General features: G+C 43.3%; 26 protein-coding genes. All 26 read right to left on the bottom strand.

Annotated features, from left to right (window positions below):
* Positions 1–15: 15 nt before the first annotated feature.
* Positions 16–261: a hypothetical protein gene (locus tag JWG44_RS17365; protein WP_205276261.1), complete on the bottom strand. Its 246-nt coding sequence runs from the start codon at positions 259–261 to the stop codon at positions 16–18.
* Complete coding sequence (recO, locus tag JWG44_RS17360; protein ID WP_205276260.1) at positions 245–1,030, bottom strand: DNA repair protein RecO; 786 nt, start codon at positions 1,028–1,030, stop codon at positions 245–247. The genes JWG44_RS17365 and recO overlap by 17 nt, the downstream gene beginning before the upstream one ends.
* On the bottom strand, positions 1,003–1,458 hold the full coding sequence (gene ybeY, locus JWG44_RS17355) for an rRNA maturation RNase YbeY (protein WP_332460804.1): 456 nt from the start codon (positions 1,456–1,458) through the stop codon (positions 1,003–1,005). Before ybeY ends, recO begins: the two co-directional genes overlap by 28 nt.
* A 38-nt stretch (positions 1,459–1,496) precedes the next feature.
* The gene (locus JWG44_RS17350) at positions 1,497–3,923 is read right to left on the bottom strand and encodes an HD family phosphohydrolase (RefSeq protein ID WP_205276259.1); all 2,427 of its coding nucleotides are present in this window, start codon (positions 3,921–3,923) and stop codon (positions 1,497–1,499) included.
* 4 nt (positions 3,924–3,927) lie between these two features.
* Positions 3,928–4,809 carry a PhoH family protein gene (locus JWG44_RS17345; RefSeq protein WP_205276258.1) on the bottom strand — a complete coding sequence of 294 codons (882 nt, stop codon included), beginning with the start codon at positions 4,807–4,809 and terminating at the stop codon, positions 3,928–3,930.
* Positions 4,810–4,918: 109 nt separating this feature from the next.
* Positions 4,919–6,724: an aspartate--tRNA ligase gene (aspS, locus tag JWG44_RS17340; RefSeq protein WP_205276257.1), complete on the bottom strand. Its 1,806-nt coding sequence runs from the start codon at positions 6,722–6,724 to the stop codon at positions 4,919–4,921.
* 41 nt (positions 6,725–6,765) lie between these two features.
* Positions 6,766–8,094 carry a replicative DNA helicase gene (gene dnaB, locus JWG44_RS17335; protein ID WP_069606971.1) on the bottom strand — a complete coding sequence of 443 codons (1,329 nt, stop codon included), beginning with the start codon at positions 8,092–8,094 and terminating at the stop codon, positions 6,766–6,768.
* 19 nt (positions 8,095–8,113) lie between these two features.
* Positions 8,114–8,563 (bottom strand): 50S ribosomal protein L9, encoded by a 450-nt coding sequence (rplI, locus tag JWG44_RS17330; protein ID WP_205276256.1) that lies wholly within the window; start codon positions 8,561–8,563, stop codon positions 8,114–8,116.
* 9 nt (positions 8,564–8,572) lie between these two features.
* A complete protein-coding gene (gene rpsR / locus JWG44_RS17325; RefSeq protein ID WP_205276255.1) occupies positions 8,573–8,887 on the bottom strand; it encodes a 30S ribosomal protein S18 in 315 nt (104 codons plus the stop codon).
* 12 nt (positions 8,888–8,899) lie between these two features.
* A complete protein-coding gene (gene ssb / locus JWG44_RS17320) occupies positions 8,900–9,343 on the bottom strand; it encodes a single-stranded DNA-binding protein (protein ID WP_205276254.1) in 444 nt (147 codons plus the stop codon).
* On the bottom strand, positions 9,336–9,611 hold the full coding sequence (rpsF, locus tag JWG44_RS17315) for a 30S ribosomal protein S6 (RefSeq protein WP_205276253.1): 276 nt from the start codon (positions 9,609–9,611) through the stop codon (positions 9,336–9,338). Before rpsF ends, ssb begins: the two co-directional genes overlap by 8 nt.
* Positions 9,612–9,675: 64 nt before the next feature.
* Positions 9,676–10,956, bottom strand: a complete 1,281-nt coding sequence (locus tag JWG44_RS17310; protein ID WP_205276252.1) for a CapA family protein — start codon at positions 10,954–10,956, stop codon at positions 9,676–9,678.
* A gap of 19 nt (positions 10,957–10,975) precedes the next feature.
* A complete protein-coding gene (locus JWG44_RS17305) occupies positions 10,976–11,590 on the bottom strand; it encodes a YdeI/OmpD-associated family protein (RefSeq protein ID WP_332460802.1) in 615 nt (204 codons plus the stop codon).
* Entirely contained in the window at positions 11,580–12,014 is a 435-nt protein-coding gene (locus JWG44_RS17300) for a TA system VapC family ribonuclease toxin (protein ID WP_205276251.1), read from the bottom strand. Before JWG44_RS17300 ends, JWG44_RS17305 begins: the two co-directional genes overlap by 11 nt.
* A gap of 1 nt (position 12,015) precedes the next feature.
* A complete protein-coding gene (locus JWG44_RS17295) occupies positions 12,016–12,270 on the bottom strand; it encodes an antitoxin (protein ID WP_205276250.1) in 255 nt (84 codons plus the stop codon).
* Positions 12,271–12,410: 140 nt separating this feature from the next.
* Complete coding sequence (locus JWG44_RS17290) at positions 12,411–13,778, bottom strand: DASS family sodium-coupled anion symporter (RefSeq protein WP_232371722.1); 1,368 nt, start codon at positions 13,776–13,778, stop codon at positions 12,411–12,413.
* Between the two features lie 70 nt (positions 13,779–13,848).
* Complete coding sequence (locus tag JWG44_RS17285; protein WP_408612011.1) at positions 13,849–14,724, bottom strand: glycosyltransferase; 876 nt, start codon at positions 14,722–14,724, stop codon at positions 13,849–13,851.
* A complete protein-coding gene (locus JWG44_RS17280) occupies positions 14,724–15,623 on the bottom strand; it encodes a glycosyltransferase family 2 protein (protein ID WP_205276248.1) in 900 nt (299 codons plus the stop codon). The genes JWG44_RS17285 and JWG44_RS17280 overlap by 1 nt, the downstream gene beginning before the upstream one ends.
* A 2-nt stretch (positions 15,624–15,625) precedes the next feature.
* Positions 15,626–16,594 (bottom strand): glycosyltransferase family 2 protein, encoded by a 969-nt coding sequence (locus tag JWG44_RS17275; RefSeq protein ID WP_205276247.1) that lies wholly within the window; start codon positions 16,592–16,594, stop codon positions 15,626–15,628.
* A gap of 102 nt (positions 16,595–16,696) precedes the next feature.
* Positions 16,697–17,581: a glucose-1-phosphate thymidylyltransferase RfbA gene (rfbA, locus tag JWG44_RS17270; protein WP_205276246.1), complete on the bottom strand. Its 885-nt coding sequence runs from the start codon at positions 17,579–17,581 to the stop codon at positions 16,697–16,699.
* Complete coding sequence (gene rfbB, locus JWG44_RS17265) at positions 17,582–18,631, bottom strand: dTDP-glucose 4,6-dehydratase (protein WP_205276245.1); 1,050 nt, start codon at positions 18,629–18,631, stop codon at positions 17,582–17,584.
* A complete protein-coding gene (gene rfbD / locus JWG44_RS17260; RefSeq protein WP_205276244.1) occupies positions 18,628–19,548 on the bottom strand; it encodes a dTDP-4-dehydrorhamnose reductase in 921 nt (306 codons plus the stop codon). Before rfbD ends, rfbB begins: the two co-directional genes overlap by 4 nt.
* Positions 19,549–19,551: 3 nt before the next feature.
* Positions 19,552–20,112, bottom strand: coding sequence for a dTDP-4-dehydrorhamnose 3,5-epimerase (gene rfbC / locus JWG44_RS17255; protein WP_205276243.1), 561 nt, complete (start codon positions 20,110–20,112; stop codon positions 19,552–19,554).
* 144 nt (positions 20,113–20,256) lie between these two features.
* Positions 20,257–22,014 (bottom strand): glycosyltransferase family 2 protein, encoded by a 1,758-nt coding sequence (locus JWG44_RS17250; RefSeq protein ID WP_205276423.1) that lies wholly within the window; start codon positions 22,012–22,014, stop codon positions 20,257–20,259.
* Between the two features lie 79 nt (positions 22,015–22,093).
* Positions 22,094–22,921, bottom strand: a complete 828-nt coding sequence (locus tag JWG44_RS17245; protein ID WP_205276242.1) for a hypothetical protein — start codon at positions 22,919–22,921, stop codon at positions 22,094–22,096.
* 9 nt (positions 22,922–22,930) lie between these two features.
* Entirely contained in the window at positions 22,931–23,761 is an 831-nt protein-coding gene (locus JWG44_RS17240; protein WP_205276241.1) for a glycosyltransferase family 2 protein, read from the bottom strand.
* Positions 23,762–23,833 lie beyond the last annotated feature (72 nt).

Genomic DNA, 23,833 nt, shown 5'->3' with positions numbered 1-23,833 from the left:
AAGAATCGGTTACAATCATTTCCTTTCGTAAAAAACATTCTTCTTTTTAGAATTTTCCCAACTGATTTCCAGTTCCTGAAATACCATCTTTTTGACTTCCAGCATGGAAACAAGTATTGATCGTTTTCCTCCCTCCTCTCTTTCCGCCCGAACCGGAATCGAAACCGGGCTTTTTTGATCCCAGCGAATATCCAAGACCACGAGGAACAAAAGGATCGAAAAATAGAAGAACAACAAAACTGTCTTAATTAAATTTTCCAAGATTCTCTCCCAAAGCTTCGTAAAGTGTGGCGGTCGATTTGAGTTTCCTTCGAAGGATCGGTTCCAACATCCGATTGCAAATTCTGTCGAGGTCGAGGATTGTTTCAACAGCGATTTTTCTTTCCTTCAAATCTCGGAAACGAAGCATCAAAAAAGTTTGAATCCATTGCACAAGTCCTAGATCGTTTTCGTTCGAATGAAGACAATTCCCGCAGACGAGTTCCAAAGGAGAAGCCTGAAGAGTGACCGAAGTCATCTCCTTCAAAGGAGTTCCACAAGAATGACAGAGAAGTTCCTTGGAAAGAAAACCGCCCGAAACGAGAAGGCGAAGTTTTACAAACGGAAGAATCAGGATCGAAGGACCATTCTCCTCCAATTCTTCCAGAGCCCCCGAAAGAAGGCGAAACTCACCGGGATGTTCGGCGCCGTCCGGAGTAAAAGAAGAAGCGAGTTCCACAAGATAAGAAACGAGAACCATTCCGAGATAACCCGCTTTGGCTCGATCGAAACGATTTAAGAGCGCGATCTCTTTTACGTTATGTGTCTCTTGCTGATTTCTTGCGTTGTAATAATCCACACTCGTAAAAGAACCGGGTTCCACCGAAGCGATCGGTCTCGTTTTGCTTTTTCGAATTCCTCGAACGCGAAAGTTTTCCACCATCCCTTCTTCCGGTAACAAACGAATGACCGCGTCTCCCCCCGGAATCTCTCTGGATTCCAGGACGATCCCTCGCATTTTTCTTAGAGATCCTGGAGAATGTCCAGACATTCGTCTTCCTTTTCCTTCATGATTTTTTCTTCTTCCTCTCCTCTTTCGTGATCGTATCCGAGGAGATGTAAAAAACCGTGAACGAGCAGCCGATAGAATTCGTCCTTTTCAGAATGTCCGATTTCCTCGGCCTGTTTTTTAAGGGTGTCAAACGAGATCACGATTTCGCCTAACGCAATCGGAGGTAGAGAAGAATGGGGTTTTTTCTTCCTTTGTTGCAAAACCGCGCTCAGAGGAGAAAAATCGAATTCCAAAGGAAACGAAAGAACGTCCGTGGTTTTGTCCTTTCCCCTTCGAAGAAGATTGATTTCCTTCATGTCGGAATCGTTGATCATCAAAAGACTCATTTCACAGGAAGAATTTCCGAGTTCTTTTCGAAATAGAATTTTACAGTTCTGAAGGACTTCTTCTTCGTTCCACCAAGAAATCAATCCGTAGTCGTTCGATACGGAAATAAGGTCGGTGATCAGTTTCCTTTCCCCGGAACCGTGGTTTTCGAATTCTTATGACCATTTGAGGACGCACTCAGAGGATTTTTCTTTTCCAACGCTTTGGTCGCTTCCATACTCGGATACTTCGGTCTCGAATGTAGGCTCGATAAAAGCACTTCTTTGAAAGAAGCTTTGATGACCTCGAGATCTCCGAGCGTCAGTCCGCATTCGTCCAATTGATTTTCCGCGAGTTTGATACTGATGATCTTTGTGATCAAATTATCCAATGATTCCGGAGTAATCTCATCTAAGGAGCGAGACGCCGCTTCCAAAGAATCCGCAATCATCACGATCGCGGTTTCCTTTCTCTGAGGCTTTGGACCCGGATATTGAAAATCCTCTTTCCGGAGTTTTTTCTTTTGAGTCGGAGAAAGTTCCGAAAGAGCTTTGTGATAAAAGAACGCCATCGTAGAAGTCCCGTGGTGTTCCGGAATAAAGTCGATCACCTCTCTGGGAAGTCTAGCTTTTTTGGCCATCTCGATTCCGTCTAACACGTGATCGATGACGATTTTTGCGGCGAGCGCCGGATTATTCTTATCGATATTCTCCTTTTTGGGAATCAAGTGTTGATTCTCCACAAAAAAGCCCGCGTTCGGAATTTTGCCGATATCGTGGAAGTAAACCCCCACTCTTGTAAGAAGCCAATCCAGATCCAAATTCTGACAAGCCCTTTCGGAAAGCGCGGCTACCATAAACGTATGCGTGTAAGTCGAGGGGGCTTTTGTAAGAAGGTCCTGCAAAAGCGGATGTCCCGTATCCGCCAATTCCAACAATTTAAAACGGGTCGGAACGTTAAAAAGGTATTCGTAGATCGGAAGTAAAAACTGCGCCGCGGTGGAACAAGCAAACCCGTTGATCAAACATAGAACGTATAACTTAAAAATATTGGATTCAACCAAATCCTTGAGCCAAGAACCGCTCGGAATCGCAACCCAATAGTTTCTGGAATCAAAAAGATAACCGCTCGAAGCGATGATAATCTGAACGCCCGCGATGTACAAACCCGCCTTGATAAAATCGATTCGTTTTTTTAGGTTTCTCCCGTAACTCGCGGAAACGATACAAGAAACAAAACCGAGCATAAACGAAGTCGGATTGTAATGCGAAGCCATAAAAACAAAGAAGGAAAGATAAAATCCGATCGCGATCGAAAGTTGTTCGTCGTAGATAAAACTTATAATCAGGCAAACCATTCCGACCGGAACAAACAATGCGAAATAAAAGATCGTGTCGTATTTTGTCTCGAAGTTAAAGAAAATTCTCGAAGCGATCGTACAACTCAAAACCAAAAACCAGATCAGGGAGAAAACGATCACGTTACTCGAAACGTCGTTGAGTCGTTTTGGATTGTATTTTTTTAAGAAAAAATAAATGATAACTACGAACACCGTCTGTATCAGAAGAATCGAAATGATCGAGGCGATATTCGCGCGCGTCGCATACGTGTTTACAATCTGCAGTTTTTTGAATATTTCCGGTGTGATGATTTCTCCGGACTTTACGATAACGTCTCCCCCGAGAATTCTCGAATTGATCGGTTCCGCGCGATCCGAAGCGAATTTTTTAAGAGCGAGAGTTTCCTCTTCGTTGTACGAACAGGAAGGATTGGAATAGATATAACTCAGTGAAATTTTTTGAACCACAGGAAGCACCGCAGAATCCATCCGGGAGAGTTTTTCCTGAGCCATCCTCGTCAGAACGTTCACCGTATCCGGATCCCGATACAAATACGATCTCGGAATGATATAAGCTCCTTCCAAATTCGAGATTTGTTCTTTGATTCCCTGATTACGGACCCTCGCGCCCGAAGACTTCAAAGTAGCGTAGTCCGGAGGCAAGTCCCTCAATATACAAAAAGAAGAAAATACTAAATTAGAATACTGTTGAACAAGATCCTTGAGTTTTCCCTTGCCCGGAGTTTTGTACAGAAGTTCGATCTCTTCTTTGGAACGATTCTTCCATCTTGGAATTACGTTTAAGAGTTCGGGATAAGCTTTTCCTTCCACGCTCGGTTTAAAGGAACGAAAATTCTCCATATCCTCTTGGATGGCTTTGTTGATAAATTCTTGAAGCGCTCCGTAGTCGCGATCAAAAACAAAAGGTGCGGATTGATAAGCGGCGAGTTTTTTAGCCTTGGTCTTGTCTTCGTCTTCGTAGACGATGTCTTTTGCGGAAACGATTTTTTCGGGAGCGGTTTTTCCTTCCGAATAAAGACCGTCCGGAGAAAGATCCATCTTGTCCTGACCAAAAAAAGGAATCGCGAGCATCCAGGTCACCATAAATAAGGTGATAACAACCAAAACAACCTGAAGCCTTCGAACAAAAAGAATCGGACGGACCCGAGTCAAAGTGTCCGTTATCCAAGCCATAGCGGACTCGATCAGATTTCCCGGACTGGGCATACGATTACAACTCCTCGAACTTGCGAACGATTACTTCCACGAGCGGGTGTCTGGTAATATCTTCTTTCCCGAAAAACACCATTCCAATTTGATCCGTGTTTTTGAATAAAGTCACTACTTTTTCGAGTCCCGAACGACCGTGATCCAAGTCGATCTGAGTGGAATCTCCGGAGATACACATGCGGGAATTACGGCCCAGACGAGTCATAATCATCTTCAACTGTGCGAGTGTGCAGTTTTGAGCCTCGTCCAAAATGATAAACGCATTGGAAAGAGTTCTTCCGCGCATAAACGCGACGGGAGCGATTTCGATCTTTGTAAGAGAGATGTATTCCTGTGTTTTTTCGGCGCCGATACATTCGTTCAAGGCGTCGTAGACCGGACGAAGATAAGGGTCCACCTTTTGGTTCAGATCTCCGGGTAAGAATCCGAGATTCTCCCCCGCTTCGACCGCAGGTCTTGTAAGAATGATCTTATCGATCGTTCCGCTTTGTAAGAATCTACACGCGGTCGCCACGGAAAGAAACGTCTTCCCCGTTCCCGCAGGACCGAGTGCAAACGTGATCAGATTGTCTTGAAAGGAACGGAAATAATTTTCCTGATTTCTGGTTCTCGGGAAGATATGTTTTCCGCGATATGTGGTGAGAATTTTTTCGGACGGTTTCCAAGGCATCGTCCGATCGGTGTCGGTTTCCCAGACTTTTTTTTTGCGGAGTTCCTTACCTGCGTCTTTTAGAATATAAGCAAAATCGAATGAATCGGTAAAATCTCTATCCGGGCGTTCGCGGTAATTCGCCTCGAGTTTTTTAAAAAAATCGAGCGCAAAATCCACCTTTGCGGAATCACCTTCTATCTGAAAACCGTTCCCTCTGGGAATGATATCCATCTCGAGTTGTTTTTCAAGAATCCTAACCCCTTCGTCGTTGATCCCGCAGATCTTACGGTATAAGTCTTGGTTTTCGAAATTAAACTGTTCTTTGCGCGAGGAAATAAATTTATACCTTAACCAGTTTGATTTTTAGTTCCTGGAGTTGTTTTTCTTCCACAGGAGAAGGGCATTCGCTCATCAAACAAAGTCCTTTTTGGGTTTTTGGGAATGCAATCACGTCTCGGATCGATTTTCCACCGGTGAGAAGCATCATAATACGATCGATTCCGAACGCCAAACCGCCGTGAGGTGGGGCCCCGTATTCGAGCGCTTCGAGTAAAAATCCGAATTTTTCCTTCGCCTCTTCTTCTTCGATTCCGAGAACTCGAAAGACCTGATTTTGAATATCTCGGGAATGGATCCGGATCGAACCTCCACCGATTTCGACTCCGTTCATGACGAGGTCGTATGCTTTTGCCGTCGCGTTGCCCGCGTTTTTTTGGAGACTTTCCATAGATTCAAAAAACGGAATACTTTCGTCCGATGGAGAAGTAAACGGGTGATGCAATGCGTCCCAACGTTTGTGGTCTTTGTTCCATTCGAACATAGGAAAGTCCACGATCCAAGTGATGTTGATATCCCCTTCTTTCGGAGTTTCAAATCTTTCGGAAAGTTTGAGACGAAGAGCGCCTAACGAATGATTGACGATATCCGATTCGTCGGCTCCGAAAAAGAGCATATCCCCTTCTTTCGAACCGCAGGCTTTGGAAATTGCTTCCAATTCTTCTTTTTTAAAACGTTTTGTGATCGTGGATTCGAGACCTTCTGCGCCGTGTTTCATATACGCGAGGCCTTTGGCTTTGTAATCCCGGTTCAGCCACGCGGTATAGTCTTCGATTTCTTTTCTGGAAATCGTAGAGCCTCCCGGAACACAAACCACCTTAACGGTTCCTCCGCCTTTAACGGCTCCGGAGAATACGTTGAAGTCGCAGTCCTTTACGATTTCGGAAACGTTCACGAGTTTCATACCAAAACGAAGATCGGGTTTATCGGAACCGTATTCTTCCATCGCGGTTTTATAAGTCATTCTTGCAAAAGGAGTCGAAAGTGGAATATTAAAAACTTCTTTATAAACGTTCGAGATCAGGCCTTCCATCTCCGCGAGAATTTCTTCCTGACTTACAAAGGAGAATTCCATATCCAACTGCGTAAACTCGGGTTGTCTGTCCGCGCGCAAGTCTTCGTCTCGAAAACATTTCACGATCTGAAAGTAACGCTCCATTCCCCCCACCATCAAAATCTGTTTGAAGATCTGAGGAGACTGAGGAAGCGCATAAAATTGATTCGGATTGAGACGGGAAGGAACAAGAAAGTCCCTCGCACCTTCCGGAGTGGATTTGTTTAGAATCGGGGTTTCAATTTCGACAAACTTGCGTTTGTTGAGATAATTACGAATTGCGAATACGAACTCGTGACGTTTGAGCATGCGATTTTTCAATTCTTCTCTTCTAAAATCCAGATAACGATATTTGAGTCGGAGTTCTTCGGAGATATCGTCAAACTCATCCAAAGAAAACGGAGGAGTTTTGGCCGCATTCAAAATCGATAATTTATCCAGAACTACTTCAATGGTCCCGGTCGGCATTCTTGGATTGATGGATTCTGAGTCCCTTTTTTTGAGAGTTCCTTCCACGGCGATCACGTATTCAGAACGGACCCTTTCCGCCAGAGTAAAAGCGTCTCCTAAGAGTTCTTTGCGAGCAACAACCTGAATGATTCCGGTTCTATCCCGAAGATCGATAAAGATCACGCCGCCCTGATCGCGGAATCGAAACGACCAACCGTAGAGAACGATTTTTTTTCCTTCCAGAGACTCGTTCAATTCTCCCGCCCAAGAGCGTTTGTTATAATTTTCCTGAATCCAGTGTTCCAATGATTTCTATTTCCTGTTGTATTGATCGAATGAGATAAGAACTAATCTATATTATCAAATCTGCTGAGCTCGGGTCGGAAAGCAAGATGAAAAGAACCGATAGGACCGGAACGGTTTTTTGCGATGATGATCTCAGCCTTGCCTCGCATCTCGGGAGTGATCTCGTCGTCGGCCTTTACCTTTTCTTCACGATAGATAAAGGAAACGATGTCGGCATCCTGCTCGATGGCGCCCGATTCCCGTAAGTCGGAAAGCTGGGGCTTTTGATCCTTGGATCTTTGTTCCACCGCCCGCGACATCTGAGAAAGGGCTATGATCGGACATCTCGCTTCTTTCGCCATCTGTTTGAGGGAACGGGAAATCGAGGAGACCTCTTGTTGACGGCCTCCGTCCTTACTTTTCGGATCACTCATGAGCTGGAGATAATCCACGACGATCAGGCCGATTTTTTCGGTTGTCAGAAGTTTCCGCACTCGGCCTTTAAAGTCGTCGATGGTCAGACCGCCGGAATCGTCGATATAAATCGGAGCCGAAGTAACACGCACGATCGATTCCAAAAGTTTGGGAGCGTCCGCACGAGTGAGCTCGGATTTTTTGAGTTTCATGGATTCCACTTGAGAATCCGCGCAGACCATTTTGAGAAGAAGTTCGATCCGGCTCATCTCCAAAGAGAAGATGACGACGGGCTGATTGTAGACGAGCGCAACGTTAGACGCGATGTTGAGCGCGAACGTCGTTTTGCCGTTACCGGGACGAGCCGCGAGAATCATGAGCTCGTGTTCCTTAAGACCTGAGGTCGCCTCGTCTAACTTCGTGAAGTTGGTTCGAAGACCGGTGATCTGTCCCCGATTCTTCATGATCTCCATGATATAATCGGAAAGAGCTACCTTGTCCGAAGACACGGGCAATAAACCCTTCGCGTCTATACTTCTGGAAATTTCTGTGAGATTTTTCTCGACCGTGTTGAAGACGGATTCGTTGTCTCCGGGTTCTTTTCGGATGAGTTCCAAAGAATCCTGGAGAATCTTCGCATACATTCTCCGCTCTGAGAATCGTTTGATCCGAGTCGCATAGTATGGAAGCGGTTGAGTGACGACCGTATCCCGATAGAGAGAATAGATATAATTGAATTCTTTTTCTTCGTCTTTGAGAAGTGAATTTTCTTTGAGAAAGTTGAGGACTGAAACGGGATCGATCGTGATTCGTTTATCAACCAGATCCGTAATCGCCCGGTAGACTCGTCTGTGGAGATCCACATAAAAGTCTTCCGGAGCCACGGGAACATCGATGAGGTTGTCCGCTCCTTTGAGAAGAAGGAATCCTAAGAAGGCTCTTTCGGATTCCGGTTCGTATAAAGAGTCGGACTGCATCGTCCCTTTTAAAGAAGAATTACACTTCTTCTTTTTTTACGTGAAGCGTAATGACAGGCTGGATTCCTTCTGCAAGGCGAATTTTGATCTTATAAGATCCCAGACTGCGGATAGGCTCCGCGATCTCGATTTTTCTTTTATCGAGTTCGATTCCGTCTTTTTTCAAAAGGGAAGCAATGTCCATAGGAGTCACCGCTCCGAAAAGTTTGTCTCCGCCGCCGGTTTTGACTACGATATCGTATTCCTTACCGTTGATGTTGGAGGAATAACCTTCCATCGCTTTTTTGCGTTTTTCACGTTTGAGCTCTCCCAGTTTTTTCTGGTGAAGAGCCGCCTTTGTATTTCCTTCGTTCGCGCGAACCGCGAGTTTTTTCGGGAAAAGGAAATTTCTTGCGTAACCGTCAGCAACTTCTTTCAGGTCGCCTGCGTCCCCGAGATTGATAACGTCTTTTTGTAAGATCACTCTCATGTTGGTACCTCAGTTAACCTTGTAAGGAAGAAGACCGATGCTTCTTGCTTTGCGGATTTCACGCGCGAGAACTCTTTGGTAACGAGCGCTGGTTCCTGTGATTCTTCTTGGAATGATTTTACCACGGTTGGTGATAAATCTTTCTAAGAGTTCGATATTCTTATAATTGATTTGTTTTGCAAGTTCCGGGTCCGCAGTAAAACGGCAAACCTTCTTCTTGTATTTATTCTGTTTTCTCTGCGGCTTTCCTTCCATTTCTCCGGAAGATTCGCTACTCGGTTCCGATCTTTCAGATCGTTCTTCTTTTATATCATTCTCACTCATAAGTGTTCCTCATTAAAACGGTATGTCGTCGTCACCATCCGGTGCAGGGCTGTAGTATTCCGGAGAGGATGGATAAGAATTTCCTCCGGAAGAAGGGGATGATTCTCTCGGAGAGGAAGAAGAATCGTCTCTGGAACCGAGTAGTTGGAAATTCTCCACTACGATTCGAATCCGAGACGCTTTTTTTCCTTCGGGAGTTTCCCAAGTGTCCTGCTTCAGTCGTCCTTCAATCGCTATCTGTTTGCCTTTTTTGCAATACTGTTGAATGATATCTGCCGGTTTTCCCCAGACTTCACAATCGAAAAAATGAGACTCTTCTCTCTTCTCACCGTTAGACACATAGGTCCGGCCGTTGGCCAGGGAGAAGTTTACGAGAGAAGTCCCGTTGATCGATTTGAACTCAGGGTCCCGCGTTAGGCGGCCGACCAGAGTCACTCTATTGATATCATTAGCCATTGAGACGGACAACCATGGAACGAAGAATGTTCTGGTTGATTAGAAAATCCTTTTCCACTTTTGCGATCGCTTCCGGGGAAGCGCTACACTTGTAGTGATGGAAGATGCCCTGCTCTTCGTGTTTGATCGGATGCCAGAGTTTTCTTTGGCCCCAATCTTCGTCGGAAGTGATGCTCACGGAATGTTTGCCCAAGGTTTCTTGAACCTCAGTTTTTGCGGCTTCCCGAGAGCTCACACGTGTGATGGTGGTGAGTTCGTAGTTTCTCAATTGTTTCCCCTATGGTTAAAGCCCGCCTGCGGAACGCGACGAGCAGAAGAACCGATAATTTATCCTATTTTTTGCGTTTAAAGCCAGGGGTCAAGGGAGAATTGGGTCGGAGGTCCAGAAATGCTCTTTCTTCTTCCACACGGAGTTCAGTCCCGAGTTCGCCCGAAAGAACCGCGATCTCTTGGAGGAATTCTTTTGCTTCCTTCCCGGTTACGGGACGAATTTTATGATCCTCTTTTTGGAATTTCCCGAAGATCGGAACGAGTTCGACCATTTCCAGGACATTCTTCCGGATATGGAGAATCGCGATCAGATTGTGGTTAAGGTAAGAGTTCCTACTTCCAAAAATGAGATTGCCCAGAGAATAAAGAATCACCCCTCCTCTGTAAAGCTCGATTCCTTGCGGGATATGAGGATGATGTCCGATGACAATCTTTACCCCCGAATCGATGAGTGCGTGAGCGATCTTTCTTTGATCGACGGTTGGAAAGGGAGAATATTCCACTCCCCAGTGAAGAGAAACGATTCTTACGGGAGGGACAGTCGCTCCCGATCGACCTCTTCTTTCAAAAAAGGATGCTTGTAGAGAAGGAAGCGAAAACGGCGCGACCCCGACCTTTGAAACCGTTGCGTAGTGAGCCGGTTCGGCGATTGCAGTGACGGAGTGAATTCGAAGATCGGTTCCTTTTTGACTCAAACTCAAGGGTCCGAAAACTTCAGGAATTTTTTTCCCTGCGCCGATGTTTAGAATATGATTTTTCTTTAATATATCGAGTGTTTCCGTCATCCCCTGACTTCCGTGGTCAAAGGAATGATTGTTTCCTAAAAAGACCAGGTCCACACCTAAGAATTTGAGAGACTCCATATCCTTTTCATGCGCCGTAAAGACGTATGCTTTTTTTGATTCTTCGGTTTTGGAGGCAACGACAGGGGTTTCAAGATTCACCATTCTGAAATCGGCTTCACCAAAAAGAGTTTTCAAACCTTCCACCGGAGCGATCTCCCCGTGTTTGGCGATCGTATCCCGAATTCCCCAATTGAACATAACGTCGCCGCCCGCAAGAACCTTAAGAAGTTCCGGATCTCGGTTGTGTTCCGGATGCAGGACGGAATCGAGTTTGTCTTGGAGAAGCGCGAGCGCGGAAGGTGTTTCCGAAGTTTCCTCTTTGGAAATGGAATCCATCGTTTCCGGAAGAAGACAGGAAGAAAAAATCAAGAGGAGCGTGGAAATAAATAGTTTTCGAATCTGAAGAATGAAAAAGGACACTGAAGGTAAAATATTCTCCTGACTCGAGTTTGGAAAGATCTTTTTTTGAGAATCAACTCGGGATGAGATGGGATTCAAAGAGGATCCAAAGGAAAATTTATTTTTTCGTCGGATTGTGAATCGTCTCTTTCCGCTTGAACATCTCGATCCACTGCTCCATCTTCTTGATTCTTGTGTCTTCTTTTTTTGTATGATGAAGTCGAAACAAAATCGCGTATCGATTCGCCGAATCTAAACTTTCAAAAAATTTCTTTGCGTCCGGATTCTTTTTCAGAAGTTTTTCAAAATCCTTCGGAACCTCGATCTTACTCTGAGAATCATAGGCCGCTTCCCAACGACCGTCCTTTTTCGCGGATTCGACGGCCTGAAGACCGGAGGCTTTCATTCTTTTTTCTAAAATCAGAGTTTCCGCCTTTTCTCGATTGATTTTAGACCAGATGCTTTTCGGACCGCGTATGCTAAACTTTTGAAGCCAATAAGAGTCGTCGTATTTTTGTTTTTGACTGTCGATCCACCCGTAACAAAGCGCAACATCCAGCGCCTCCGCATACGTCAAAGAAGGAATTTTAGATTCTTTCTTTGCGAGTTGGATCCAGATCCCGGTTCCTCTCGTATGATTTTTCCTTAACCACCGATCCCACTCTCTCTGATTCTTGAAATGCAGAACCGGGAGATCCTTAAAGGATTCTTCCATTGATCGCTTAAGCTGCAATGACTTCGAGATGATCCTTTCCGCTTTCTACGGCGCGAAAAGGAATCTTAGAATCAAAGGTTGCGAACTTTAACTTATGATGCACGCACAGAGCCAATAGATAAACGTCGGTGAGCTGTTTGGAACTTACAAAGCCGAATTTTAAAAACAATAAAGGAGAATTGATCGAGATACTATCGGGAACAAATTTATGACCTTTTACTTTTAAGAGAGAATGAAGAATTTCCGAAACGATCTCGACTCCGCCCGGACTTCCAGGATAAGAAGTGTTGCTCAAAATTCTTACAAGCGCGTTCTGAGTGATGGGACAAGTGGCCCAACCCGTCCTCGATTTCCGGTCGAACCAATCCCAGGCCGCGCCATGGAACGTATGATTGGCGTCGCTGAGAGCGATCAAAACGTTCACATCCAAAAGATAAGCCATTCTAACCCTCCTCTTCTTTGAGCTGATTGATCAATTCGTTTGTGACCTTGATTCCTTTTTGTTTTGGGAGAACGGGCCATCCATAACGATTGGATTCGAATTTTTCGGCGGCTTTGATCTTAGCGTATTCTTCTTCCATTTTTAAGTTGTGCTCCAATGCGGTAATGATTAAGACCCTCATCGAAACTCCTCGTTCCGCGGCTTTGATTTTTGCCTGTTTATAAAGAGAGTCCGGAATTTCCAATGTCGTTTTCACATATTTACGGTGCCATAAATATGGCTTTCCGCAAGCAAAAAAATAAGATTCTTTAAAAAAAATACTTTGAAGTAAAAAGTGTTAACCGGGGACGACGAAAGTCCCTTGCTGCGGGAGAAGAATGAGGACCGAAGACTATATTAGAGAAATATAAAATATCCGATCAGAGTCAGCGCTAATCCGAAAAGACCTACGGGTAATCCCGCCTTGATCATATCCCTGATTTCAAAACCGCCTACCGCGTAAGCGATCGCATTGGGAGGAGTGCTCACGGGAAGCGACATCGCAAGGGAAGCGGATAAAGCGATCCCAAGACAGACTTCCAAAAGATAAGCCTGCGATCCGGGAAGAATTATGACCGAAAGAGGGAATGCAAACGGTACCAGAAGATTGGTCGCCGCAGTATTCGACATAAAGGTGCTGAGAAGAAGCGAAAGAATACAAAGAAGAAACAATACGCTAATCGCATATTCAGGTTTTGTAATTGGTTTCAGAATCTCCGAAAACCAAAAACTCATTCCGCTCTGTTGTAAACCGACTCCGATCGCGATTCCTCCCGCGATTAAAAGAAGGACTGACCATTCCAAAGAGTTTATATCTTTCTCGTTTAAAATCCCGAAGGTTGGAAAAAGAATTAAGGGCAAAAGCGCTACTACGCCGGCCGGGATCCCGTGTAAATTTTCGGTAAACCAAAGGATCACGGTTCCCAAAAAGATAAGCGCGGTAGTCCTAAAAGAATAGGAACCCGAGCCGCCCTCCGGTTCCGGAAACTCGACGACCAAGTCCAAGGATCCCTTTTCCGGAAAAAGTTTCAAAAGGAGAAACCATGCAAAAAGAATGAGAATGACGACTAACGGGACGGCGAACAACATCCAGACGCCGAAGGAAACCGAAATCCCTTGCTGTTTCAAAAGGCTCATCGCGATGATATTCGGAGGAGAACCGATGGGAGTTCCCACACCTCCTATGTTCGCGGCAAAAGGAATTCCCAAAAGGAGCGCTTTACGAAAGGGCTCCTTTTCCGGCAAAATTTGAAAGAGAGGAAAAGACAACGCAATCATCATCGACGTAGTCGCGGTGTTGCTCATCCACATCGAAATAAAACCGGTAGTAAACATAAAACCGAGGAGAACCTGACTACTCTTCGTCCCGAACCTTCGAATCACTCGATTGGCAAGAAAACGATCCAAACATGTTTTTACACAAGCTTTCGCGAGTACAAAGCCGCCTAAAAAAAGAATGATCGATGAATCGGCGATCGCGGACAAAAAGACGGAGGGAGCCGGATTCTTACCTTGAGTAAATTTGAAAAGCGGAAGACCGAGCGGGTTTGCAAAGAAGATGATTTCTAAAAATAAAATGAGAATAGAAGTCGCATACCCGGGAATCGGTTCCGTAACCCAAAAAAGAGCCGCAAGAGTAAAGATGCTGATCATCACGGAAACCGGAAACGGAATTCCAAGCTGCAGCTGAACAAAAAATAACGCTCCCATACTAAGGAGCATCATAAGAATCGGGAGCGGTTTCTGTTTCACAAATGATTCCTGACGATTTTAAAAAGGGAAAGTCCGAACAACTTCAGATCCACTTCCAACCGAACTTCCGAAAAAAACGAAACGCAGAAGTTGCAAAAAGCCGAATATGCAAAAAACCTTTTTTAGAAGAGTTCCCGCCTTTGTGGTATATCCTCACTTCCGGAAAATAGTCTTTTCTATTTAAACGCATAGATAAATCGAAATCTTCGAAATACAAAAAGAATGTCTCGTCAAACCCGTGAATCTTCTGAAGCGAATCCGTTTTTGCAAAGATAAAACAACCGCTCACCAACGGAACCGAACGTTGTGTCAACCGCCAATCCTTTTCTCTCAGATCATAAGAATCCAAACTTTTGTAAAAAATTCTTCTTAAAAAACGGGGAGCAAACGACCTCAAAAACAAGACAAAAACCGTCGGATAGGATTTCACTAAAAATTGTAAATCGCCGAAATCGGGTTCTTTCCCGAAACTTTCCCAATTCAAAACCGCAGGGACCACCGCGTCGCAGCTCGGATTTTCTTTCAGATAACGAACACAAAGTTCGATCGTCTCGGGAATCATCTTGATGTCCGGATTTAAAACAAGATGAAACTTTGTTTTCGATTCTAAAATAGAACGATTGTTAGCGGCTCCGTAACCTAGGTTTTCCGGAAAATGCAGATATCGAAAATGGAGTTTTGTCTTTTTTAATTCTTTTTTTGACTGAAGCTCTTCTAAAATTTTCGCCGCTCCGTCCACACGCAAAGGGGAATTATCAATGAGATCCAGATAAAATTCCAATCTTTCGGATCCTTCCAAACTCTGATAGAGAATCGATTGTATAAGAGAATCCAAAGATTCCTTTAATACGTTCAAATTCGGTTTATAAATTACGATGGAAACGGTAAGTCCGGAAATCAAAATACGATCCTCATTCATTAATTCTTTGATACGAGATTCTTATAAAAAGAAGATTTTTTGCCGGTGATTCCGTCGAAAATTCCCCAAAGAATATGACGATACGTTTGAAATATCGAATCGGACAAAAATGGAAGAATCCAAAAACGAAAACCCGTTTTGAACAAGACCTCAAATTTAAACCGAAGTGGAATATGCGACATTCTGCAGATAAGAATTCCGTTTCGAAATAAAAAATACCAGCGAAAGGGAGAATGAACGGAAACTGAGAACAAACCGAAAATTCTTTTGGATCGGTTTCCGATCGAATGACGCATATTCGCGTTACAGACTACACAATGAATATAACCCTTGTCCGCGGCCCTAAAACACCATTCGTAATCCAAGTAATCGATAAAAAAAGATTCGTCGATCGAACCCACGTCGTTTAAAACATCGAGCGGATAAAAACTTCCGGAAGTGATGATAACCGAAGTTTCTACAAGTCCTATTCTATCGTCTTCAATTCCGTATATATTACGATTTTTGATTGTATCAAAGATATTAGGTCCAAAGGATCCGACCTTTTTTCCCCGCACCGTTTGATTTTCTTCCTTTTTTACGGCTCTGAGAAAAAAGTCGATCGCCTCGCTTTTTAGAAGACTATCCTGATCGAACAACCAAACGTGAGAGTAAAAGTTTTCCTTTGCAAAATCGATCCCCTTGTTGAGGGCAAGAGCGAGTCCCAAATTCTTTTCATTCGAAAAAATAGAATTCGGCTTTTGAATTTTGGAACGAATCTCCGAGATATTTTTTGATCCGTTGTCTACTACCAAAACCGGTACGGCGTTGGAATTTAGATTTCGAATATTTTCAAAAGTGGATGGGATTTCCGGATTGAAGGTTACGATGATCGCGAGCGGCGCAAAGGATTTTGGCATATTTATTTTTTTCGAAAAGGCGCCAATAGATCCCGGCTCATCCACTGAAGAAGATCGCTCGATGGAACGTTACGATTCTTCCGAAATCGAATTCGTTTTAGAATCAAACCCGGAATCAATCGCAAAAAACCAAAAGGAACTAACAAAATTTTCGGACTCGTAAAGAAGGAATGAAAGACGATACTGACGGAAAAAAAAAGAAAGTGATGAAACGCAAAACGAAACAAAAAGGATAAAGGCATATTCTTCCAAAAGACGATCAACGCGTTGCGTAATCCGAAATACAACGAAAAGGAACTTTTTTCCTTTGTGGAACCGAAACCGTGATGAAAAACCTTTATGTTGGGAGTAAAAAGAACACGTTCTCCGAGAAGCCTCGCTCGAAAACTGAGATCGACGTCCTCCATATAACAAAAAAAGTCGGAATCAAAACCTCCGAGTTTTTCCCAGAGATCCGTTTTGATCGCCATCGCACCGCCGCAGGCCGAAAAAATTTCCTGTTCTTTTAAATACTCTTCGGAAAGTTTTTGTTTATAACCTCGTCTCCAAGCCGCGCCTGAAACGTGATAAACATCCCCCGCTCCGTCCACAAGATCCCCTTGTTTTTCTTGTAACATTAGAAAAGAAAAAATCGAGTATTCCTTTCCTTTGGTTTCTAAGGTACTTTCACACTGTTTAAAAAAATCCGAATCCAATCTTGAATCCGGATTGATCAGAAGAATCCATTCCGATCTAGGAGCAATCTTACTCGCTTCGTTATTTCCTCCCGCAAATCCGAGATTCTGATCGTGTATATGAACGTATCTTTGTTGTCTCTTTGTTATGTTGGAAAGAATTCGCGCGGTATAATCCTGAGAATCATTGTCCCAAATCACCCAGTTCCAGTTAGGCGGAAGCTGCATGGATCGATCCAGAGCTTCGATATACTTTTCAGAATTGTATGTGATTGTTAGAATCTTGTAATATGTCATAGAAAGAATAACGTAAAACGAAAAAACCGAACAAACTGAATTTTAGAAAAAATTCACGGACACATTCGAAAACTTTTTGTTTTACTCTATTTTGAGAATCGTTTAGTAAAACTTTTCGCTGAGAATTTTGATCAAATATTGTCCGTATGCGTTTTTCTTTAATGGAGAAATCAGTTCTTCCAATTGGGAAGCGTTGATAAAACCTTTCCGAAAGGCGATTTCTTCGGGACAAGCAACCTTTAGACCTTGACGTTTTTCGATCGTCTCGATAAAAACGGACGCCTCTAAAAGCGATTCGTGAGTTCCCGTGTCGAGCCACGCATATCCCCGACCCATCACTTGAACGTTTAACGTCCCTCTTTCTAGATAAACTCGATTGACATCGGTGATTTCCAATTCTCCCCTCGGAGAAGGTTTGATGGATTTTGCGATATCGACCGCTTGTTCGTCGTAAAAATATAATCCTGTGACCGCATAACTTGACTTAGGTTTTACCGGCTTTTCTTCGATGGAAATCGCGCGTCGATCGGAATCAAATTCAACCACTCCGTATCTTTCAGGATCATGAACCGGATACGCAAAAACGGTAGACCCGGATTCTTTTTTGGAAGCGTCCCCTAAGAGTTCGGAGAGTTCGTGACCGAAATAAATATTATCTCCCAGGATCAAAACTGAAGGATGACCCTTTACAAAATTCTCTCCGATGAGATAGGCTTGTGCAAGTCCGCCCGGATCCGGTTGAACTGCGTATTCGATTTCAAGACCCCAGCGTTTTCCGTCGCCCAAAAGTTCTTTATACATCGGAGTCGCTTGCGGAGTTGATATGATTAAAATTTCTCTTATACCCGCCAACATCAAAGTTGTGAGCGGATAATAGATCATCGGTTTATCATAAACCGGAAGAAGTTGTTTGGAAATGACGTGAGTCACCGGATAAAGTCTTGTGCCGGATCCGCCGGCAAGAATGATCCCTTTTCTAGATTTCATTTAACGTGTCTCGTATTGATTTTGATAATATTCTTTATACTCGCCGGAAAGAATCTCCTTCCACCAAGATTCATTGCCCAAATACCATTGAATCGTCTCCCGAAGTGCGGATTCAAAGCTAGACTTTGGTTTCCATCCGAGTTCCTTTTCGATCTTTGAAGGATCGATCGCATAACGAAAATCGTGCCCGGGTCTATCCTTTACATACTGAATCAATTGGGAATGAGGCGCCCCTGAAGGATGCAACTCGTCCATAATCGAACAAATGGACTGAACGATATCGATATTTTTTTTCTCGTTCCGCGTCCCGATGTTATAAGTTTCGCCGGGAACTCCGTTAAAAAGCGCGGCGCTCAGAGCGGAGCAGTGATCCTTAACATATAACCAATCTCGAATATTTTTTCCATCTCCATAAACCGGCAAAGGTTTGGAATGAAGGCAGTTTAGAATCATAAGAGGAATTAATTTTTCAGGAAAATGATAAGGACCGTAGTTATTGGAACAATTCGTCGTGACCACGGGCATATGATAGGTGTGGAAATAGGATCGAACTATATGATCGGAACCGGCCTTGGAAGCGGAGTAAGGAGAATTGGGAGCATACGGGGTTTCTTCCGTAAAAAAACCGGTTTCGCCTAACGTCCCAAAGACTTCGTCCGTTGAGACGTGGAGAAATTTCTTACCTTCAAATCGATCTTTCCATTGTAATCTGGCGGCGTCCAAAAGATAAAACGTTCCGAGGACGTTAGTTTTGATAAACTCCTCCGGACCTAAGATCGAACGATCCACATGACTTTCCGCCGCAAAGTGAGCAACGTAATCGAAACTGTGTTTTTCGAAGATGGAGAAGACTTCTTCCTTAACGGCGATATCCGCTTTGATAAAGGTAAATCTTGGATCGTTCTTCCAACGATCCAAACTTTTTAGATTACCCGCATAGGTCAGTTTATCCAAAACGAAAACGCGGTAATTTTTCGTTTCATCCAAAATCTGATGAACAAAATTGGAGCCGATAAAACCGGCTCCGCCCGTGACTAAAATATTTTTCATGTTTTATTTCCAGAACTCGAAACAATCTCTTTGAGACAAAGTTCCAGGTCTTCTCTCCAGTGGGGAATCGGTCCGAACAGATTTCTTGTTTCTTCTAAATCCAAAATCGAATAACGCGGTCTAGGCGCCGGAGTCGGATAGTTTTCAGTCGGAATCGGAAGGACCGGTTTGACCGTGTCGATAAGGGAAAGTGAAAGTCCCAAATCTCTCACGGAAACCGCAAAATCAAACCAGCTAGCAATTCCGGAATTGGAAAAATGCAAGGTTTGAGGAAAGGTGTTTCCTTTCAACTTTTCCTCAATTAAGAATATTATAAAGTCCGCAAGTCTTCCGGCCCAGGTCGGCCTACCAAGCTGATCCTCGATCACCTTCAATTCGGGACGATTGGAATCTCCCAAAAGCCGCAAAATGGTTTTCGGAAAATTGCTCCCGTGAGCCGAATAAACCCAACTCGTTCGAACGATATTTGCAAAAGAAGAATCCTGAAACACCCGACGAATCCAGCTCTCCCCTTCCGCCTTAGAAACTCCGTAAACTCCCTTCGGTGAAAGAGGAGAATTCGTTTTCCAAAATCGAATCGAATCATCGACGGTTTCCGAGTTTGCATCGAAAACAAAATCGGTGGAGATATGAATCAAATGAATCTTTCTTTTAAAACATTCTTCCGCAATTTTTTTAACCGCTAAAGAATTGATCCGAAACGCGGCTTCCTTCTCGGTTTCCGCCTTGTCAACGGCGGTATAAGCGCCGCAATGAACGAGTATCTTTGGATTTTGAGAAAGAATCGGATCGATCGCGTCCAAATCGGAAAGATCCCATTCTTCCCTTCCGAATCCTTTCGATGGAAACCCGTTCGTTTCGAGACGTTTCGCCAATTCCCAACCCAACTGGCCGTTCTTACCTGAGTAAAATATCATATTCTAATATACGAATGGAGTCTGAAAATCGGCGAGCAAAGGAGTTTCCTGATCCCTTTTCGAAATGATAAGATCCACGTTCGGAAGCCAATTCCTCCAAGGAACTCCGATATCCGGGTCGTCCCATCGGATTCCGATTTCCTTTTGAGGGTTGTATTCTTGAGTTACCTTATAGAGAAAATCGGAGTTGTCTTCCAACGTGATGAATCCGTGGGCGAATCCGGGCGGAACCCAAAAGATATTCTTATTTTCTTCGGATAGATCCGCTGAAATCCACTGACCGAAAGTGGGAGAACCTTTGCGAATGTCTATGATGACGTCGATGACTCTACCTCGAACCACACGTACGAGTTTTCCTTGTTCGAATGGAGGAATTTGAAAGTGCATCCCTCTCAAGACCCCGCGAGCGGATCGAGAGTGATTGTCCTGTTGGAAATCGGTAGGAATGTTTTCGTTTTCGAAGGCCGATTTTTTGAAGGACTCGAAGAAAAAACCTCTTTCGTCTCCGTAGACCTTCGGTTCGATAAGAACGGGGCCTTCGATAGAAAATCTTTTAAATTGCATATTGTTCATTGGATCCAAAATCGGAAATTCTAAAATCTGCTCTTAGGATTACCAAAGATTTTTAGATTTCGTTCATCGCGATCAAAATTTATTCGACGTCACCGCAGGAGGATCAAAAACGAAAACAAGAAAGTAACGACTCGATTAGAGATCCCATCTTCGTTTCCAAAGCCGTTTCGAGAAGTTATGAAAAACACCTTTTGGAAGGCGATCCGCCCCGACCTGATCCAGATGCGGAGAATAAAAATCGTCTTCTTCCAAGATCGTTCCCCACTTCTTCCATAGATTTTTCCGATCGTCTTTTGGATCGGAAGAATTCGGATTGAATTCCGAAAAACAATCTAACTTTGATTCATTTAAGAATTCGGAGAATGGATTGTTTATCAATCGTAATCCTCTTTCCCTCATTCGTATAGAAAGATCCACGTCCCAATAGTATTTTTGAAAAGACTCATCCAATCCCCGAAGTAGATCCCAATTCTTTCGAGATACCAGAAGAACATTTTTTGAAAGAGCGGAGACGTTTTTTTCGATCCACTCTCCGGACCAAATCTTCGCCTTTTTAGGAGAAAGACGATTGCCCGAGATTCCGATAAAGCCGTTTTTACCAAAGATCAAAGAAGAATAAAGAAGTTCCCCGTTGGCGTTGAGGATCGCCGGCGAAACCGCGCCCACTCCGTTCGATTCTCCGTGTTGCAGCAACTCATAGAGCCAACTTTCCTTTTGCGGTTTTAAGATCGGATTCCAGAAAAAAATATACTCAGTTTTTGTATCTGCGACTAAACGATTTATCTCTTTAGAATTAAAACTTCCATCCGAAGATTTCTTACATAGAATTTTAACATCCTTTGGAAGTTTCCATGTCGCAACCTGAGCGGAATCTTTTTCAGTCGCGGCTATCACAAATTCAAGACGTATATTCGAAGTAGTTTGAATCAGAGAAAGAATTTTCGAATCCAGAGTATCGATTCTTATCCCGGATCCTAAAACGAAAACCGTAACGGACGGATTCTTCTTTAATTTTCGAAGAGTATGGTAAGTAAAAGGATAATAACCAGGAATGATTTTTTCGACGATTTCGTTCTTTTCTTCATAGTGTTCCAAAATCGCCTTTTGAGAACTTCTTTCACAAACTTCAGCTTTTTTTCTGGAAAAACTTTCCCCGTGCAAACGCCAGATATACAAGAAATACGGAAGTCTTCGAATCCGATCCGTAGAACGAGAAGCCCGAAGCGCAAACTCATGGTCCTGACTTCCATCGTATCCATCCCGAATACCGCCCATCTTCTCTATTAGAATTCTTGAAACTACTACGAAGTGGCAGATATAATTGTGCGAGACCAATTTTTCCGGAGAAAAGACCGGTTTAGCCGAAACTGAAAATACTCCCGGTGTCTTGGATTGAAAGATTTCGTCGGAGTATAAAAATTCGGGACGATCTTTTTCCGCCTGAAGAGCTTCGACAACTACGGAAAGGGCTTCCTTCGACAATTGGTCGTCATGATCGAGAAAGGCTACGTATTCTCCCGAAGCATATTCAAGCGCCTTTCGTGTAGCAACACTGATCCCTCCGTTTTTTTCGGAGCAAAAGTATCGAAGTTTCGAATTGTTTTTCGCTTCTTCCGTTAAGAATAAACCGGGTCTTTTATCCGGAGAGGCGTCATCGAGTAAAATCAATTCCCAATTCGTATACGACTGAGATTCGACCGATCGTACCATCGCCTTTAGATGTTTGATCTGTGTATTGTAAACCGGCACTAAGATACTAATCAAAGGTTTATAACGAAAGGAATTCTCTTGGACTTCTTTCGCTGAATATCTGCAGAAGAAATATTGATACTGTCTGAATAAATATCGAAGTTTTTGAAGGAAAGAATCGATTTTTAAAAAAAGAGATTGGATTCGTTGTGTCATAAAAAGTAGAGGAACAATTTTAGACGATCGTTGCGGAATCGTCGAAAATTCTAAAGAGTGATCGGAGTTAAAACCGAATGCCGATCGATAGAGCCAAATATTTAAGAATTTTCGGGATTACCATAGGAATAAAGTCACGCAAGGTGATGGAGGTGATAAGGTCCTTCTTTGGTTGAATCCACTTGTCTTGGTGAAATACGGAATGAAAGTCTTCTTCTTCAAAAGACCTCCACAAGATAAAGGGAGAATGGATACTTGCAAATGCGGAATCCATCCCGAGATAAAGATGAATGCTGCGAGAATGAATGTCCGAGTTAGCGAGCGCAAATCTGAATTTATCTTTCCTAAAAATGGCAAGACCGGAATGAGGATTGAGCGCCTGTCGAAATTTCTTTCCTTGAAAGATTCTTTGATTGTATGTCCAACCCGGAATACATTTCAAATCGATACAAAACAGTTTCCCTTTTTCATTTTTTTCCAAACGGTTCGGGTGTAAGATTTCGTTTATCTGAGAATTTTGATCAAAGGAAACAATTCTTTCGAATACCGTCCTTTCCAAAAGAATATCGTCTTCGATATTGATAAAATAATCATAGTCCTCGATATACTCGCTCATTTTCAACAAACTCGCATACATGATATCCGTAGGTTTATCGATTTCCTCGTCAAAATCAAAGTCCAAATCCATTAACGATTTTCCCTGATAACCGCAAATTCTAATATCCACGGTTTCGCTTAACGTTCTTAACGATCGAATCGTTGCCTGTAAGTGCGATCGCCTCTCTTCCGTTCTTTTAAGAACCTTCGGAGAAATTTCTTCCGGATCCACCGTAGACTTCCCTTTAAAAAATGGATTTTTACCGTAGAAATGGTTGATAAAAACAAGGATTTTCAATTTTTACGATTACCTATTTAGAAATTGAAAGAGCTTCCGATTGAAAGCCCTTAAAAAGGAAAAATTTCGAAAGAAGTTAAGAATCTGCGGAAGAAAGAAGTATGAAAAAATAATATAGTCTTTTTCCATACGATGATATTCGGCGAGCAAATTTACGGTCGCCTGAGATAAATGTTCGCTTCGCATCCGCGCCCTCTCTTCCTCCAAAAGGTTTTCATTTTTAGGATTCGAACCAAACCCGAAAGTATTGAATTGGCTGATCGGCCTGGAAAGATATCTCCAAGACGCGCCCCCTACCCCGATGGCTTTCAGAAAAAAATCTACGTCGGCGGCTATTTTGTAAGAAGTATCGTATATTCCATATTCTTTAAATAACGACCTTCGAATGAAAGTCACACAATGCCACAAAACTCCGTAAGCCAAAAAATGAAGATCCAAGTCTCGCGGGCTTCTCCCGTATACGATCTTTCCGTTTCCGGAATCAATGAGCATATCTCCGTAAAGAAAATCCTCTTCGTATTCTTTCGAAAACACATCGTATAGGACGTTCGAGTCGACCAAAAAATCCCCGGAATTGAGAAAGAGGCAGTATTCACCCTTCGCCGCTTTGATCCCCTTATTCTGACCGTCGTAAATTCCTTTGTCCTTTTCGCTGACCCAATGGGAAATTTTGTCCTCATACTTTTTGATCACATCTACGCTTCCGTCTTTGGATCCCGCGTCGATAACGACGTGTTCATACGAATCGAAATTTTGATTTCTTACGGAAAGGATCGTTTTTTCGAGCCCTTCCCGATCGTTATAATTGATCGTGATAATCGATATTTTAGGTTTTTTCATCGTGTTTAGAGCGCATTTTAAAATGGTGATCCTGCAAACGGAGAATAATTATAAAAACGTTATATGCTCGCA

The sequence above is a fragment of the Leptospira ainazelensis genome (genome assembly GCF_016918785.1).
GTDB lineage: Bacteria > Spirochaetota > Leptospiria > Leptospirales > Leptospiraceae > Leptospira > Leptospira ainazelensis.
Note: the sequence above shows the minus strand (reverse complement) of the source record. Positions and strands in the feature narration are given on the sequence as shown.